The organism is Mesorhizobium sp. RCC_202 (assembly GCF_041355295.1).
Taxonomy (GTDB): Bacteria; Pseudomonadota; Alphaproteobacteria; order Rhizobiales; family Rhizobiaceae; genus Mesorhizobium.
Genome location: NZ_JBFUPO010000011.1, coordinates 110,952 through 126,370, shown reverse-complemented (window position 1 = coordinate 126,370; position 15,419 = coordinate 110,952). Strand labels below are relative to the sequence as shown.

General features: G+C 64.8%; 16 protein-coding genes. 10 read left to right on the top strand and 6 right to left on the bottom strand.

Annotated features, from left to right (window positions below; translation table 11 throughout):
• The first annotated feature begins 106 nt into the window (after positions 1 to 106).
• From purF to AB6802_RS24095, 3 genes are all read left to right on the top strand, one after another.
• Positions 107 to 1,588 (top strand): amidophosphoribosyltransferase, encoded by a 1,482-nt coding sequence (gene purF / locus AB6802_RS24105; RefSeq protein WP_371012686.1) that lies wholly within the window; start codon positions 107 to 109, stop codon positions 1,586 to 1,588.
• Between the two features lie 57 nt (positions 1,589 to 1,645).
• Positions 1,646 to 2,389, top strand: a complete 744-nt coding sequence (locus AB6802_RS24100) for an SDR family NAD(P)-dependent oxidoreductase (RefSeq protein ID WP_371012685.1) — start codon at positions 1,646 to 1,648, stop codon at positions 2,387 to 2,389.
• A 125-nt stretch (positions 2,390 to 2,514) separates the two neighbouring features.
• Positions 2,515 to 2,739 (top strand): hypothetical protein, encoded by a 225-nt coding sequence (locus AB6802_RS24095; protein WP_027165524.1) that lies wholly within the window; start codon positions 2,515 to 2,517, stop codon positions 2,737 to 2,739.
• A 146-nt stretch (positions 2,740 to 2,885) separates the two neighbouring features.
• Here the strand turns inward: AB6802_RS24095 and AB6802_RS24090 are convergent, their stop codons facing one another.
• Complete coding sequence (locus tag AB6802_RS24090; protein ID WP_371012684.1) at positions 2,886 to 3,392, bottom strand: OsmC family protein; 507 nt, start codon at positions 3,390 to 3,392, stop codon at positions 2,886 to 2,888.
• A 299-nt stretch (positions 3,393 to 3,691) separates the two neighbouring features.
• Between AB6802_RS24090 and AB6802_RS24085 the strand changes: the two genes are divergently transcribed.
• The 3 genes from AB6802_RS24085 (at position 3,692) to AB6802_RS24075 (ending at position 7,185) form a co-directional block, all read left to right on the top strand.
• Positions 3,692 to 5,191: a S10 family peptidase gene (locus AB6802_RS24085; RefSeq protein WP_371012683.1), complete on the top strand. Its 1,500-nt coding sequence runs from the start codon at positions 3,692 to 3,694 to the stop codon at positions 5,189 to 5,191.
• Positions 5,192 to 5,324: 133 nt separating this feature from the next.
• Positions 5,325 to 6,212: a DMT family transporter gene (locus AB6802_RS24080; protein ID WP_371012682.1), complete on the top strand. Its 888-nt coding sequence runs from the start codon at positions 5,325 to 5,327 to the stop codon at positions 6,210 to 6,212.
• 70 nt (positions 6,213 to 6,282) lie between these two features.
• Positions 6,283 to 7,185, top strand: a complete 903-nt coding sequence (locus AB6802_RS24075) for a DMT family transporter (protein WP_371012764.1) — start codon at positions 6,283 to 6,285, stop codon at positions 7,183 to 7,185.
• Between the two features lie 131 nt (positions 7,186 to 7,316).
• Here the strand turns inward: AB6802_RS24075 and AB6802_RS24070 are convergent, their stop codons facing one another.
• On the bottom strand, positions 7,317 to 8,168 hold the full coding sequence (locus tag AB6802_RS24070) for a LysR substrate-binding domain-containing protein (RefSeq protein ID WP_371012681.1): 852 nt from the start codon (positions 8,166 to 8,168) through the stop codon (positions 7,317 to 7,319).
• 111 nt (positions 8,169 to 8,279) lie between these two features.
• On the opposite strand from AB6802_RS24070, the gene AB6802_RS24065 reads away from it, so the two are divergent.
• Positions 8,280 to 8,687 (top strand): 4-oxalocrotonate tautomerase family protein, encoded by a 408-nt coding sequence (locus AB6802_RS24065; protein ID WP_371012680.1) that lies wholly within the window; start codon positions 8,280 to 8,282, stop codon positions 8,685 to 8,687.
• Here AB6802_RS24065 and AB6802_RS24060 read toward each other — a convergent pair.
• The gene (locus tag AB6802_RS24060; protein ID WP_371012679.1) at positions 8,662 to 9,231 is read right to left on the bottom strand and encodes an RES family NAD+ phosphorylase; all 570 of its coding nucleotides are present in this window, start codon (positions 9,229 to 9,231) and stop codon (positions 8,662 to 8,664) included. The two genes, AB6802_RS24065 and AB6802_RS24060, sit on opposite strands and share 26 nt — an antisense overlap.
• Positions 9,228 to 9,713 (bottom strand): antitoxin Xre/MbcA/ParS toxin-binding domain-containing protein, encoded by a 486-nt coding sequence (locus AB6802_RS24055; protein ID WP_371012678.1) that lies wholly within the window; start codon positions 9,711 to 9,713, stop codon positions 9,228 to 9,230. The genes AB6802_RS24060 and AB6802_RS24055 overlap by 4 nt, the downstream gene beginning before the upstream one ends.
• Before the next feature lie 221 nt (positions 9,714 to 9,934).
• Here AB6802_RS24055 and AB6802_RS24050 point away from each other — a divergent pair, with 221 nt between their 5' ends.
• The 3 genes from AB6802_RS24050 (at position 9,935) to AB6802_RS24040 (ending at position 13,775) form a co-directional block, all read left to right on the top strand.
• On the top strand, positions 9,935 to 12,157 hold the full coding sequence (locus AB6802_RS24050; protein WP_371012677.1) for an AMP-binding protein: 2,223 nt from the start codon (positions 9,935 to 9,937) through the stop codon (positions 12,155 to 12,157).
• A 140-nt stretch (positions 12,158 to 12,297) separates the two neighbouring features.
• Positions 12,298 to 13,095, top strand: coding sequence for an SDR family oxidoreductase (locus AB6802_RS24045; RefSeq protein ID WP_371012676.1), 798 nt, complete (start codon positions 12,298 to 12,300; stop codon positions 13,093 to 13,095).
• Positions 13,092 to 13,775: a TetR/AcrR family transcriptional regulator gene (locus AB6802_RS24040; protein ID WP_371012675.1), complete on the top strand. Its 684-nt coding sequence runs from the start codon at positions 13,092 to 13,094 to the stop codon at positions 13,773 to 13,775. Before AB6802_RS24045 ends, AB6802_RS24040 begins: the two co-directional genes overlap by 4 nt.
• On the opposite strand, the gene pssA is transcribed toward AB6802_RS24040, so the two are convergent.
• Together pssA and AB6802_RS24030 are read right to left on the bottom strand one after the other, a co-directional pair.
• Positions 13,772 to 14,587 carry a CDP-diacylglycerol--serine O-phosphatidyltransferase gene (gene pssA, locus AB6802_RS24035; protein WP_371012674.1) on the bottom strand — a complete coding sequence of 272 codons (816 nt, stop codon included), beginning with the start codon at positions 14,585 to 14,587 and terminating at the stop codon, positions 13,772 to 13,774. The genes AB6802_RS24040 and pssA overlap by 4 nt on opposite strands.
• Before the next feature lie 3 nt (positions 14,588 to 14,590).
• Positions 14,591 to 15,316: a phosphatidylserine decarboxylase gene (locus tag AB6802_RS24030; RefSeq protein ID WP_371012763.1), complete on the bottom strand. Its 726-nt coding sequence runs from the start codon at positions 15,314 to 15,316 to the stop codon at positions 14,591 to 14,593.
• Between the last annotated feature and the right edge of the window lie 103 nt (positions 15,317 to 15,419).

The window sequence follows — 15,419 nt, the reverse complement described above, 5'->3', positions numbered from 1 at the left end:
CCGGCGCGCGCCGGCGACCGAGCCAATTTGTGAATGCAAGAAAGCGTGCGTTGCGTTCGGCGAGCGATCACATTATATGGCGGCTTTAGCGGAGCTTGAGCACCAGATGGCAGACTCAACGGCAGATAGAGGCCAAGTCCTTTCCGCCGAGGCCGACGACCATTTCCATGACGAATGCGGCGTGTTCGGCATCTTCGGCCGCCAGGACGCGGCGGCGATCGTCACACTCGGCCTGCACGCGCTGCAGCATCGCGGCCAGGAAGCGGCCGGCATCGTCTCTTACGACGGCACGCAGTTCCACGTCGAACGCCATGTCGGCCTGATCGGCGACACATTCACCAAGCAGCGCGTCATCGACAGCCTGCAAGGCAATCGCGCCATCGGTCACACACGCTACGCCACGACCGGCGGCGCCGGCATGCGCAACATCCAGCCTTTCTTCGCCGAGCTTGCCGATGGCGGCTTCGCGGTCGCCCATAACGGCAACCTCACCAACGCCATGACGGTGCAGCGGGCCCTGCAGAAGCAGGGCGCGATCTTCTCGTCCACCTCCGACACCGAGACGTTGCTGCATCTGGTTGCGACCAGCAAGGAACGCGACCTCAATTCCCGCTTCATCGATGCGGTGCGCCAGGTCGAGGGCGCCTTCTCGCTGGTGGCGATGACGGCCAAGAAGATGATCGGCTGCCGTGACCCGCTCGGCATCCGGCCGCTGGTGCTTGGCGATCTCGACGGCGCCTGGATCCTGGCTTCCGAGACCTGCGCGCTCGACATCATCGGCGCCCGCTTCGTGCGCGACCTGAAGGCCGGCGAGATGGTGGTGATCACCGCCAAGGGCATCGAGAGCCTGTTTCCGTTCGAGCCGCAGAAGACCCGCTTCTGTATCTTCGAATATGTCTATTTCGCGCGGCCGGATTCCTCGGTCGAGGGCCGCAATGTCTATGAAGTGCGCAAGCGCATCGGCGCCGAGCTGGCGCAGGAAAACCCGGTCGAGGCCGACATCGTCGTGCCGGTGCCGGATTCCGGTACGCCGGCGGCGATCGGCTTTTCCCAGGCCGCGGGCATTCCCTTCGAGCTCGGCATCATCCGCAACCACTATGTCGGCCGCACCTTCATCCAGCCCGGCGATTCGATCCGCCACATGGGCGTGAAGCTGAAGCACAACGCCAACCGCCGCATGATCGAGGGCAAGCGCGTGGTGCTGGTCGACGATTCCATCGTGCGCGGCACCACCAGCCAGAAGATCGTGCAGATGGTGCGCGACGCCGGCGCCAGGGAAGTGCATATGCGCATCGCCTCGCCGCCGACCAGCGCGTCGTGCTTCTACGGCGTCGACACGCCGGAGAAATCGAAGCTGCTCGCATCGCGCATGTCGGTCGAGGAAATGGCCGAGTTCATCCGCGTCGATTCGCTCGGCTTCCTGTCGATCGACGGACTCTACCGCGCCGTCGGCGAGGCAGGCCGCGACAATGAGCAGCCGCAATTCTGCGACGCCTGCTTCACAGGACAATACCCCACCCGCCTGCTCGACTTCGAAGGCCACGACAATGTGCGCACGCTGTCGCTGCTGGCGAACAACGGGGTGTAGGTCGCCGGACTGACATTTGCCTGCGCCAAGTCACCCTCGCGCTACGGAAATCCTCGCATGACCCTCGACCTTTCCGGCCGCGTGGCGGTCGTTACCGGCGCCTCGCGCGGCATCGGCTATTTCATCGCCAGGGAACTGGCGGCGGCCGGCGCGCATGTGATTGTGGTTGCACGCACCGTCGGCGGGCTGGAAGAGCTTGACGACCAGATCAAGGCCGATGGCCGCGGTCAGGCGACGCTGGTGCCGCTCGATCTTGCCGACATGCCCGGCATCGACCGGCTGGGCGGCGCCATCCATGAGCGCTGGGGCAAGCTCGACATATTGGTCGCTAATGCTGGCGTGCTCGGCGTCATCTCGCCGATCGGCCATGTCGAGGCAAAGACCTTCGACAAGGTGATGACCATCAACGTCACCTCGACCTGGCGGCTGATCCGCTCGGTCGATCCGCTGCTCAGGCTTTCCGACGCCGGCCGCGCCATCATCCTTTCCTCCAACGCCGCGCATTCGGCGCGCGCCTTCTGGGCGCCTTATGCGGCTTCCAAGGCCGCTGTCGAAACAATGATGCGTTCCTGGGCGCATGAGACTGAGAGCCTGCCGCTCAGGGTCAATGCCGCCGATCCCGGCGCCACCCGCACCGCCATGCGCGCGCAGGCGATGCCCGGCGAGGATCCGGAAACGCTGCCGCACCCTTCAGAGATCGCCCGGCGCATCGTGCCGCTGGCCAGCCCCGCGCTGAAGGAAACCGGGCTGATCTTCCAGGCCAAGCACAACCGGTTCGTTGCGTACCGGCAGCCGGAGTAGCATCCCCCGCGTTCACGGGTCTGTGAACGGCGCGGCGGAAGCGTTCCTCGCGGCCAGCTTTCGCCACGGATGGGGAATTGCTAGGATCGACCCGACTTCGACATCCAGCAAAGTGAGGAATTCCCATGGCTGCTACTCCCAGCGTGGCGTTGGTCTGGTATCTGGTGATCGCCGGCCCGCAAGGCGGCATGGTGGTGCTGCCCAGCACCTTCGACACCCGCGAACAGTGCACCAACGCCGTCACCGAATACCAGAAGCAGCCGACGCCGCAGGGCTGGGCCGTGCAATGCGTGCCGAGCGCCTCGCCGTTCACCGATGAGGGGGACGCGGAGACGCCGTCGGCACAGTAGCGGGCTGCCCCTCACCCGGCCTCCGCTTCGCTCGGCCGACCTCTCCCCGGCGGGGAGAGGAGTTCGTGAGCGCCGGCGCCAGTCTCTTCTCCCCGCCGGGGAGAAGGTGGCCGCGTAGCGGCCGGATGAGGGTGCGTCGCGGCGCTTCAGCGCTGCGCGCTCACCGTCAACACCGGTTTGTTGTTGATCGTCTGGAACACCACGCAATAGCGTTCGGTGAGCTTGATCAGCGAATCGATGCGCTCCTGCGGCTCGTCGGTGTCGAGGTCGAATTTCAGCCTTATCTCGCGAAAGCCGACCGGCGCATCCCTGGCGACACCCAGCGTGCCGCGAAAATCGAGGTCGCCCTCGGCCTCGACGGTGGCGTTGCCGAGCTTGAACTCCAGCGCCGTGGCCACCGCATTCAGCGTCACGCCGGCGCAAGCGACCAGCGCTTCCAGCAGCATGTCGCCGGAGCACAGTTCGAGGCCCGAACCGCCGGTTGCTGGATGCAGGCCGGCCACGCTAAGCGCCCTGCCCGTCTCCACCTTGCAGGCGATCGACTGGTCGTCGAGCGTGCCGCGGGCTTTCAGCGTGATCAGCGCCTTGGCAGCGTCCTCGCGATAGGCATCCTTCAGCGGCGCCTGCATGGTTTTCAGCGCGGTCGCGTCCATTTGGAGTTCCTTTCGATCGATCTTTGATGCCTTGATAGCACCGTTACACCGGCGGGACAGCACCCCTCTCTGTCCTGCCGGACATCTCCCCCACGAGGGGGGAGATTAGCAGTTTCGCCGGCGGCGCCCTTCTGCGTCGAAGATTGGCGAAAGCCGGCGCGACATCTGATCTCCCCCCTCGTGAGGGAGATGGCCGGCAGGGCAGAGAGGGGCGCGAAGGATCGCAACGTTTGCGATTGTTGCTTTGACTTCACCCGCCCAGGCCATACCTTTGCGGTGTCATTCCCCCCGGAGCCGTCATGCGATCCAAACTCTTCCCCCTCGTCCTTCTCACGCTCGCCGCCTTCGCCCAGCCGGCGTGGACCGCCGAAACACCGCAGCGCCCGGCGCCAGAGGGTGGCGTGCTGTCGCTGCTGCCGGCGCCGCAGGTCACCACCCATTCGATCACGCTTGCCGGCCGCAAGCTCGACTACCAGGCCAAGGCGGGCACGCTGTCGCTCTTGTCGGCCAAGGGCGACGTCAGCGCCGAGATGTTTTATGTCGCCTATACGCAGCAGCCGGCGACCGCGGCAAAGGACCGGCCGATCACCTTCGTCTTCAATGGCGGACCGGGCGCCGCCTCGGCCTACCTGCATCTCGGCGCCATCGGGCCGCGTATCGTCCAGACTTCGGCCGACGGCGAATTCCTGCCGCCACCGCAAAAGCTGATCGATAACCCCGACAGCTGGCTCGACATGAGCGATCTGGTCTTCGTCGATCCGGTCGGCACCGGCTACAGCCGCGAGGCGCCGGGGCATGAGGGCAAGGAGTTTTGGGGCGTCGACGCGGACGCCAGCTCGGTCGGCGCCTTCATCCGCCTTTATCTGGCGCAGAACGGGCGTACGGGGTCGCCGCTGTTCCTCGCCGGCGAAAGCTATGGCGGGTTCCGCGCCGCGCTGCTTTCGCGCACGCTGCAGGAGGATGTTGGCCTCAGCCCGAGCGGCATCGTGCTGATCTCGCCGGCGCTGGAGTTCATGCTGGTGCGGCCGGACCAGTTCGACCAGTTGCACTGGGCGCTCGAACTGCCTTCGCTGGCGGCGGCAAAACTCCGCAATGACGGTGTCAGCGGCGATGCGCTGCGCGAAAAACTCGCCGATATCGAGCATTACGCGCTCGGCGACTATCTGAGCGCGCTGAACAGCGGCCTGGAGCAAGGCGGCAAGCTGGCGAGCGGGCGCGTGGCCGAGATCACCGGCCTGCCGCTCGATCTCGTGCAGCGCAATTTCGCCCGCGTGCCGACCGGCCTCTTCGCGAAGGAATTCCAGCGCGCCAAGGGCAAGGTGCTCAGCCCCTACGATGCCACCGTCGGCGGCGCCGACATAGAGCCCGAGAGCGCCCGCGATACCGGCCCCGATCCGGTGCTCGACCGCAGCGTGCCGGCGCTGACCTCTGCCTTCGTCGCCTATGCGCGCGACGAGCTGAACTACCATACCGATGTCAGCTACCGGCTGCTCAGCGGCGATGTCGGCCACAATTGGGACTACGGCACGCAAGGGCAAGGCTATGCCGGCGTGATGAACGATCTGCAGCGGGCGCGCGCGCTCAACCCGTCGCTCGGCGTCGTCATCGTCAATGGCTACACCGACCTCGTCACGCCCTATCTCGGCTCGCGCTACCTGGTGAACCAGATCCCGACGCTCGCCGGCGCCAAGCCGATCCGGCTCGACGTCCTTGAAGGCGGCCACATGATGTATCTGAGGCCGGACGGACGGCGCGCGCTGAAGGATGCAGCCTCGGAGCTCTACCAGGCGACGCAATAGGTCTGATCGGCTCACACACAGCCCTGCGCCAACGCAAGCGCCACGCTGGAGCAGCGCCGGGCAAGCATTCACCCGTATAGCAGGGGCAGCGGCTCCAGCAGGGGCGGAGCCGCCTTTACGCAAAGCAAGCCGCATGGTCGATATCGTCGTCCTCGATAGCCGCGAAAGGGTGCTGGCCGGCATCCTGTTCACGGCTGTCGCCTATTTCCTGTTTTCGGCGCAGGACGCTTCGATCAAGCTGCTCGTCGTCGGCATGAGCGTGTGGCAGATCATGTTCTTCCGCTCGGTCACCGTGCTCGTCGCCTGCGGCGCGATCGGCGGCAAGCGGCTGTTTGCCGATACGGTCAACTCGTCGATCGTCAAGCCGATGCTGGTGCGCAGCGCCTTCACGCTCGCCGCCTGGCTCTGCTACTACAACGCCGCGCGCTCGCTGCAGCTCGCCGAGCTCACCACCATCTATTACGCGGCACCCATCATCGTCACCGTGCTGTCGGTGCTGATCCTGGGCGAGAAAGTGCCGCTGTTGCGCTGGATCGCCGTGTTCATCGGCTTCGTCGGCGTCTTCATCGCCTGCGACCCGACGCGCCTCGGCCTGTCGCTGCCGGTGCTCTTGGTGCTGGCCGCCGCGGTCTTATGGGGCATCGCCGTGGTGCTGCTGCGCAAGACCGCGATGCAGGAGCGCACGATGATCCAGCTGGTGCTCAACAATTTCTATTTCCTGCTGTTTTCGGCGATACCCGCGCTCTTGTGGTGGCGCATGCCCGATGGCGTCCAGCTCCTGCTCCTGATCAGCGTCGGCGCGCTCGGCGGTGTCGCGCAATACATGTTGTTCGAAGGCATGCGGCGGGCGCCGGTATCGATCGTGGCGCCGTTCGAATACACCTCGCTGATCTGGGCCTTCGCGCTGGGCTACGTCATCTGGGGCGACGTGCCGCGCCGAGAAGTGTTCATGGGCGCGGCCCTGATCGTCGGCGCCGGCCTGCTCATCGTCGGCAACGAACGTTTCCGCAAACGGACATGAGGCTGCCGCTCATGACAGAAGGTTGTCAGCAGCAACGCGGTAGTCTTTCGCCATGACCGATACGCTGGACATGCCGGAGAAGCGCGCGCCAAGTGCTGCCGCGGATGTGGCGGCGGAACGGACGCTCGGCATCATCCTGGTGTCGGCCTCGGCCATCGCCTTCGCGCTCACCGGCGTGCTGACCAAGTCGATCCATGCCGACCCGCTGACCATCACCTGCTGGCGCGGTTTCGTCGGCTCGATCCTGATCAGCCTCTATGTGCTGTGGCGCCGGCGCCGCTCGGGCGGGCGCGAAAGCCTCAAGCTCGGCTGGCGCGGCTGGCTGCTGGCGATCGAGGGGGCGGCGGCCAGCATCGCCTTCATCTCGGCCTTCAAACACACCTATGTCGCCAATGTCGCGGTGATCTACGCGACCTCGCCTTTCATCGCGGCCGTGCTTGCCTTCCTCCTGGTGCGGGAGAAATTCCGGCTGCAGACAATGCTGGCTGCGGCCGTGTCGCTCTGCGGCGTCGCCATCATGGTCGGCGCCGGCTTCGGCAGCGGCCATCTGCTCGGCGATGGACTGGCGCTGTTGATGACCGCCGGCAGCGCGCTCTACATGATCATGGTGCGCGCTTTTCGCGACTCGCCCGTCGTCTGGGCCGGTGCGGTGTCGGCCTTCCTGCTCTTCGTGCTCGGCTGGTTCGTCACCGATCCGCTGGCGGTCTCGGCCCACGACGCGGTGCTGCTCGGCGCCTTCGGCTGTTCCTTTGCGCTTGCCTCGATCCTGTGGACGGAAGGCTCGCGGCTCATTCCCGCCGCCGAGGCCGGTCTGCTCGGCTCGGCCGAAGTGCCGTTCGCCATCCTGTTTGCCCTGGTTTTCCTCGGCGAAGTTCCGCCCGTGGCCAGCGTCATCGGCGGCGCGATCGTGCTTTGCGCGGTGTTTGCCCATGCCGGACGCGACTGGTGGAAGGCAAAATCGGCGCGCTCGTAAAAATATTTTTCCAGTCACGGAACCATCATCCGGCTCAGGCATTATCAATGCGACGGGTCACCCCCCAAGTCCCCCCAAACCCCTCGACCCGTCCGACTAAAAGCCGACCCAAAAGGTCGGCTTTTTCTTTTTTAGGATGGCACCAGGCCGCTGGCGAGCAGGTCGGCGAGGTCGCGTGCCGGAGCTTCCGCCTCCCGTGCGATGCGAATAGCGAAGTTGGCCATCGGCAGCGGCGGCAGCTCAAGCTCGTATGGCGCCTCCACGATGCCGGAATGGGCAAAGCGCCTTGTGCGCGGCGTCAGCGCGATGCCGGCATTGACCGCGGTGCGCAGGCCGGCAAGGCTGGCGCTGCCGGCGGCGATGCGATAGCGGCGGCCGGCAGCGTCGAGCGCCATGAGCGCGGCCTCGCGGAAGCCGCAATAAGGATCGAGCAGCGCCAGCGGCAGCACCTCCTGCCGCGTTGCCAGCCCTTTTTCCGAACAGAGCCACAGCATCGGTTCGCTGATCAGCGCCACTTCATCGGGCGACGGCGCATGGCGCATGAGAATAGCGATGTCGAGCTGGCCCGCTTGCAGCGCCGAGCCGAGCTCTTGAGAGCGGCCGACGCGCAGCTCGATGCGCACACGCGGGTGGCTGACGGCAAAGGCTCGGAGCAGGTCCGGCAGGCCGTGGTCGGCGAAATCCTGCGTCGTGCCGATGGCGATGCGGCCGCCGGCGCGCGCGCCTTTCAACGCCAGCCAGGCCTCGGTGTGGACGGCGAGGATGCGTCGGGCATGACCGACAAGGTCCTCCCCGGCCGGCGTCAGGCCGCGCCCCCTGCCCTGCGGCGTCAGCAGCGGCTCGCCGACGATCTCCTCCAGCCGCTGCATCTGCGCGGTCACCGCCGAAGCCGTGCGTCCAACGGCGGACGCCGCGTTGGCGAGTGAACCGCCGTCGACGAAGGCGAGGAAGGTTTTCAGCAGGTCGGGATCGAGGGTTTGCATAATTCGATTTTATCGAAGTGTTTGTCAAAAACAATTCGATTTTTTTGATGTATGCAAGAGCCCATATCTCTCCCATCGAAGGCGCGACGCGCCAAACCAAAGGAGAGAAAAATGCCGATCATCAATGTCAGCGTCACCGGCAAGCCGGACGCCAAGCTGTCCGCCAATATCGCCAGGGAAGCCACCGAAATCACCGCCAAGGAGCTGCGCAAGGATCCGACGATCACCGCCGTCGCCGTCACCTATATCGACCCGGAACACTGGTTCGCCGGCAGCAAGTCGCTGGCCGAGCATGGCACCAATACATTCTGGCTGGACATCAAGGTCGTCGACGGCACCAACACCAAGCTCGAGCTCGAAGCCTATCTCAAGGCGATCTTCGAGGCCTTCGGCCGGCTGCTTGGCGGCGTGCATGAGGAAAGCTACGCCTTCGTGCACGAAGTCCCGGCCGCGGCTTACGGCTATGGCGGCAAGACGCAGGAGTTCCGCTTCATCAGCGGGCGGCTGAAGGCGGCTTAGGCGGTCTTCGCCCCTCCGCCCGCTCGGACTGTGCGCTATCTCGCAAAGGAGGATGCAGCCTTGTATCCAGGGCGAAATCCTCCTGAAGATGCAGCTTGTAAAGGCCGCTGGCCTGGCCTGGATCGAACACCAGGTTCCAGCTATGCAGGGATACAGCGCTTGGAATCAGAAACAAGGAATGCTCTGCCAACAGACCGTCGCCAAATTGCTGCTGGCCGGCGCCGGGAATGCCCGGCCGCAGCCAGTTCGCGTTTGGAATATCGTCGATTTTCACCACATGAAGCTTCGACGGATCGGTAATCTCGAATGCGGTCAGCACGTGGCGGACCGTATCAAGCGTCCGAAACCCCTTGTGGACGGCCACCTCAAGAATGGCGGTCGAGGGGTCAATGGAGGCGTACACGGCCCTCACACCTTTGCTATTCCACCTTCCTCCGAGCTTGAAGGCACCCTCGCCGCTGTCCCAGGTCGCCTGAAAGCGCTGATGGTCAAGCCTCCAGCCGAGGACATCTCCTTTTCCAAGAGAACCCGGCAATGGCGTCACGCGTAGACACCGTAGTCGAGGCGCTCGAGAAATTCCTGTACAAGGATAGTCCCCGCCGCGGTGGCCAGCAGATCGATCGGCCTCCGGTCGTCTAGACCCATGGCCGGCTCAATCATCCATTTTTCGGCCGCTTCCTGAGTTCCAAGAACGGATGTGGCCTTGGTGAGAACCCTGGCGAAATTCCAGGTTCTGGAGCCCTGCTCCCGATTGAGGGTCCTGGAGTGATCCGATTTGTGCCGCTGAAATGTGCGCTCGCTCATGCCGAATGCCGCCTCGAAGGCATCTGCATCAATGACTGTCAGTTGTCCGACAAGACTTTCCAGGGCCTGGCTCGGAATTCCATGCAGTATCATTTCGTGTGCCTCGAGCGGACTGGATAAGGAGAATCCGAGAACCTTCTGCCCGCCGAACAGATCGACCAGTCGTTCGAACTCCGGCTCCATGCGCGGTGCTTCGGCAAATCCCGTTGGAAAACTGGTCATGCTATTTCTCCGTCACGTGTCGCTTTATTTACGACATGTGTCTATGCTTTTCAAGCCGGTGCTTTTCAAATGAAGGGCGATTGCCTGGCCCATCGCTACCCAGCAAGGAATCGAGGCATCGCGTTAGCCACGCCCGCATTGACCTTGTCCTCCATTCCGCTACCCTCTGCGCTCGAAGCGGCCGCTCAAGAGCCGCGTCGAGGAGACTGGGAGAGAGCGGCATGATCCTGACCCTGGCGCTGCTGGCGGGCCTTGTCTTTGCCTGGCTGCTGATCGGCGCGATCGAGACCTTCCGGCTTGACCTGCGCTTTACCCAGGCCCTGCTCTACGTGCCGTTCAAGCTCGCCTACCGCATTGACGACGGCCGCATCCGCATCGCCCGCGGCGCAAAAACGCCGGTCATCTATGTCATCTCGCATCAGTCGCGGCTGGAGCCGGCGCTGATGCTGTCGCTGCTGCCCGACGACACGCTGCATATACTCGACGAGGCTTCGGCCCGCTCGCCCTGGCTGGAGCCGTGGCGCGAGCTTGGCCGCACCATCGCCTTCAACGCCGAACATGTCTTCGTCAGCCGCCGGCTGGTGCGGGTGCTGAAGGGCAAGGGCCGGCTCGCCGTCTATCTGCCCGACGACGTCGAGCCCGACATGAAGTCGTTCCGGCTGTTTCGCGCCGTCACCCGCATTGCCATGCAGGCCGATGCCCGCATCGTACCGATCTTCGTCGCCGGCGCGCGCGATCTGCCGGTGTCGCTGACGCCGAAGGAGAAAGCACCCCGTCACTGGTTCCAGCGCCTGTCGATCAGCGTGCTGGAGCCGATGACGATCGCCGAACTGGTGGCGCGCAACCCCGACATGGCTTCCAACACCAATGCGCTGTTCGACCGCTATGCCGAGGCGCGGCTCTATGGCACCAATCTCGACCGCGGCCTGTTCCTGGCGATGCGCGACGCCGCCGACCGCATCGGCCCGTCGCGGCCGATCATCGAGGACGTGATCTCGGGCTCGCTCAGCTACCGCAAGATGTTCATCGGCGCGCGCGTGCTCGGCCGCCGCTTCGAGGCGGTGACGGCGCCCGGCGAAGCGGTCGGCGTGCTTTTGCCCAACGCCAATGGCGTGGTGCTGACCTTCGTCGGCCTGATCTCGGCGGGGCGCGTGGCGGCGATGATCAACTACACCGCCGGGCCGGCCAGCGTGACCGCCGCCGTCCGCACCGCCGTCATCCGGACGGTGGTTTCCTCCCGCGCCTTCATCGAGAAGGCAGCCATCGACGACATCGTCGCCGCCGTCGAGGCGGGCGGCGCCAAAATGCTGTGGCTGGAGGATATCCGCGCCAGCGTGACCACCCTGGACAAGGTTGCGGCCGCGCTTTTGTGGCGCTTGCCGCTGCAGCGGCAGCTGGCCGCGAAGCCGGCCGTCATCCTGTTCACGTCCGGCTCGGAAGGCACGCCGAAGGCGGTGGTGCTGTCCAACCGCAATCTGCTCGCCAATGTCATGCAGGCGGAGGCGCGAGTCTCGGTCTCGCCGGCCGACATCCTGCTCAACGTGCTGCCGGTGTTCCATTCCTTCGGCCTGACCGGCGGCACCATCCTGCCGCTGGTGCTGGGGATAAAGCTGTTCCTCTACCCCTCGCCGCTGCACTACAAGATCATTCCGGAGATCGCCCGCAAGGTGAAGCCGACGGTGATGTTCGGCACCGACACTTTCCTCGCCAATTATGCCCGCACCGCCAAGGACGGCGATTTCTCCAGCCTGCGCTTCGTGGTGGCCGGCGCCGAGGCCGTGAAGCCGGAAACGCGGCGCACCTATCGCGACCGCTTCCAGGCTTCGATCGTCGAAGGTTTCGGGCTGACCGAGGCCGCCCCCGTGGTGGCGGTCAACACCGCCATCCATGGCCGCGACGGCACGGTCGGACGGCCGCTGCCGGCGATCCGCATGAAGCTCGAGCCGGTCGAGGGCATCAGTGAAGGCGGCCGGCTGTGGCTCGACGGCCCCAACATGATGATGGGCTATATGACCGCCGACCGTCCCGGCGAATTGCAGCCGCTGGAAGGCTGGCACGACACCGGCGACATCGTCTCCGTCGACCGCGACGGCTTCATCACCATCCGCGGCCGGGCCAAACGCTTCGCCAAGATCGCCGGCGAGATGGTGTCGCTCGGCGCGGTCGAGATGCTGGTGCAGTCGCTGTGGCCGGAAGAACGCCACGCGGCGGTGGCCGTGCCCGACAAAAGGCGCGGCGAGCGCATCGTGCTGGTTACCACCGCCGACGACGCCAGCGCCGAGCAGTTGCGCCAGTTCGGCAAGAAAGCCGGCGCTGCGGAGCTGATGGTGCCGAACGACATCATCAAGGTGGATGAAATCCCGGTGCTGGGCTCCGGCAAGACGGACTACGTCTTGGCGCGCAAGCTGGCGATCGACCGGCTGGGGCTGGGGGTGGCGGCGTAGGCGCGTCACTCTTCTGCTGGTTCTGAATACGTTGCCTGGCGCCACCTTGGCCGCGCCTTCATGCCGCACGCCATCGAGTGGACAATCTCAGGTGAGTGACCATTTACTTACCTTAGAAAACGCAACGCGAGGAGGAGACCATGGCAAAAATCCTTGTCACCGGGGGCACCGGGCACCTCGGGCGCGATCTGGTGCCGACCCTGATCAAATCGGGACATGGCGTCAGACTACTGGCCAGAAAAGCACAACCAGACATGGCCGTTGAGTGGGCAATTGGCGATCTGGCGACCGGAGACGGCCTGGAGGACGCACTGCTTGGCATCCACACCGTCGTGCATGCCGCGACTCTATCGCCTATCGCCAAGCGAGGCATGCGGCTCGTCGATTTCTTCTCCAGCCCGTCTGATGTCGACGTCGACGGCACGCGGCAACTGCTTGCCGCTTCGCAACGAGCTGGCATTGCCCATTTCATCTTTGTGTCGATCGTCGGCCTGGAAGGCAGCACCCTACCCTACAGTCGAGTGAAGCTGGCGGGCGAGCGCTTGGTGCGCGAGTCGTCGCTTTCCTGGTCTGTCATCCGCGCAACGCCGTTCTACTACCTTCTGGCAAAGATGCTTGGCGGGTTGACATGGCTGCCGGTTTGGCCGCTGCCGACGTCTGCGTCGAACCCGGTCGATACGCGCGACGTCGCCACCTACATCGCGCAGGCCGTCGATGACGGGAAACGCGGCATGCGGCCCGAGATCGGAGGCCCTGACATGATGCCGTTCTCGACCTTCGGCAGGCGATATCGAGATGCGTTGGGCCTCCGCCGTCTGGTAGTACCGTTACCGGTCAGCCGGAGGATAAGCCTTGCCATGGGTCTGGTCGAGACGGCCGAGCACCTTGGCAAAAGACACTGGACGGACTGGCTTTCAGAGCACGAACGTCGAACGTGACCATATCGATATCGGCGGACTTCGCTGACGCGATGTTATCCTCGGTCGCGAGTCCCAACGAGACAGAGCAACACAAAGGAAAGACAATGAAGCCGCCCTCAAACGGACGCGAACGGATCCTTCGTGAGGCCATTCGGCTGTTTGCCGATCGCGGATACGACCGCACGAGCATTCCCGAGATACAGGCCGCGGCAGGGCTATCGCGGGGTTCGGGCGCTCTCTACAAGCACTATCCGTCGAAAGAGGCGCTGCTCACCGAGGCGATCGACCAGTTTGTCGGCATCGCGCGCGAGGGGCGGACGGAGCTTGATGAGACATCATTGCCGATAGATCAAAAAGCGCGGCAACTCGTCGAGGGCATGCTGGCACGGCTCGGCGCCAACCGCGACGTGCTCAGGATTCTGTGGCGCGATCTGGAGCATTTTCCGGATCTCAAGGCCACCGCACGGGACGAGATCATGCAAAGGACATATCTCGCCGTCGCGGAGTGGCTGCAAGAGCATCAAGAGAGCGGCCAGCTACGCCCGCATGACAGCGAAGCCGTGTCTGCCGTCATCGTCGGCAGCGCCGCCATGTTTCGCGTCTTTGAAGCGATCTGGGGCGAGCGCGCGATCGACATCAGCGACGAACGCTTCGCGCTGGCGTGGAGCGATCTGCTTCTGCGCGGACTGCAACGTTAACCGATATCCGAAGGCGGCACCTTCTCGCCTTCGCGCATGGCCCGCTTCGAATAAGCGCGCACGGAGAACGGCAGGAACAGCAGATACCCCGCGACGGAAGCCGTCAGCGTGTACCAGGGATAGGTCATCAGGAGCAGGATGTAGAGCACGACGCCAAGGATGATCGGCAGCACCCTGTCGCCCGGCACCTTGACGCTCTTGCCGGAATAGACCGGCAGCCGGCTGACCAAAAGGAAGGCGACCAGCACGGTGAAGCCGGTGGCGATGAAGGCGACCGGACGGCTTGGCTCGATGCCCAGTCGCAGGAAGGACAAATAGAGCGGCAGCATGACCAGCACAGCGCCCGCCGGCGCCGGCACGCCGACGAAATACTCGGTCTGCCATGCCGGCTGGTCGTGGTCTTCGGTGAGCACGTTGAAGCGGGCAAGCCGCATGCCGCAGGCGATGGTGAACAGAAGGGCGGCAATCCAGCCCGGCGATCCGGCGCGGTCGAGCAAGTAGGCATAGAGCACCAGCGCCGGCGCGACGCCGAAATTGACGATGTCGGCCAGCGAATCCATCTGCGCGCCGAATTTCGAGGTCGCCTTCAGCATGCGCGCCAGCCGCCCGTCGATGCCGTCGAGAAAAGCGGCGAGCAGCACCATGACCACCGCCGTCTCGAAGCGGTTCTCGAAGGCGAAGCGAATGCCGGACAGGCCGGCGCAGATGGCAAGCACCGTCACCAGATTGGGCAGCACCATGCGCATCGGGATCTCGCGGATGCGCGGACCGCCGCTGGCATGGGCCTCGAACTTCTTGAAGGGCGCGCCCACCGTTCAGGAAATCCTGACCAGTGGCGTGACCGCCGTGCCGCCGAATTCGGCCAGCACCGTCTCGCCGCCCACCGCCGTCTGGCCGACCGCGACGCGCGGCACGGCGTTCTTCGGCAGGAAGACGTCGACGCGCGAGCCGAAACGGATCAGGCCGAAACGCTCGCCGATGGCGATGGTGCCGCCCTGCTCGGCCCAGCAGACGATGCGGCGCGCCACCAGGCCGGCGATCTGGACAGCGGCGATCGTGCCGTTGGGGCTGTCGATGACCAGGCCGTTGCGCTCGTTCTCCGAGCTTGCCTTGTCGAGCTCGGCATTGAGGAATTTACCCGGTTTGTGCTCGATGCGCGTGATGCGGCCGCGCACCGGGGCGCGGTTGATGTGGCAGGAAAACACATTCATGAATACCGAGATGCGGGTCATCTCGCCCGAACCGAGGCCAAGCTCGCTCGGCGGTACGGCCGGGCCGACCGCCGAAATCAGGCCGTCGGCGGGGCTCACCACCAGCCGGTCGTCAACCGGCGTGACGCGCTCGGGGTCGCGGTAGAAATAGACGCACCAGGCGGTCAGGATCAGGCCGATCCAGAACAGGACCGAGGAGAAATAACCGAGAAACAGCGTCGCCGCGCCGAAGGCGGCGATGAAGGGATATCCCTCGCGATGGATCGGAACGAAGGTATTCTTGACCGAGTCGAGAAGGCTCATAGGGCTTGGAGCGGGTCCCTGTTTCAGGTTGCGCCTCAATAGCGGAAAGCCCCCCTGCCCGCAATGTAACAATGGCGCGGCTGCAGACCGCACCCTTGCTTGTCCCTAGCGTTGCCGCCAGAATTGCGGC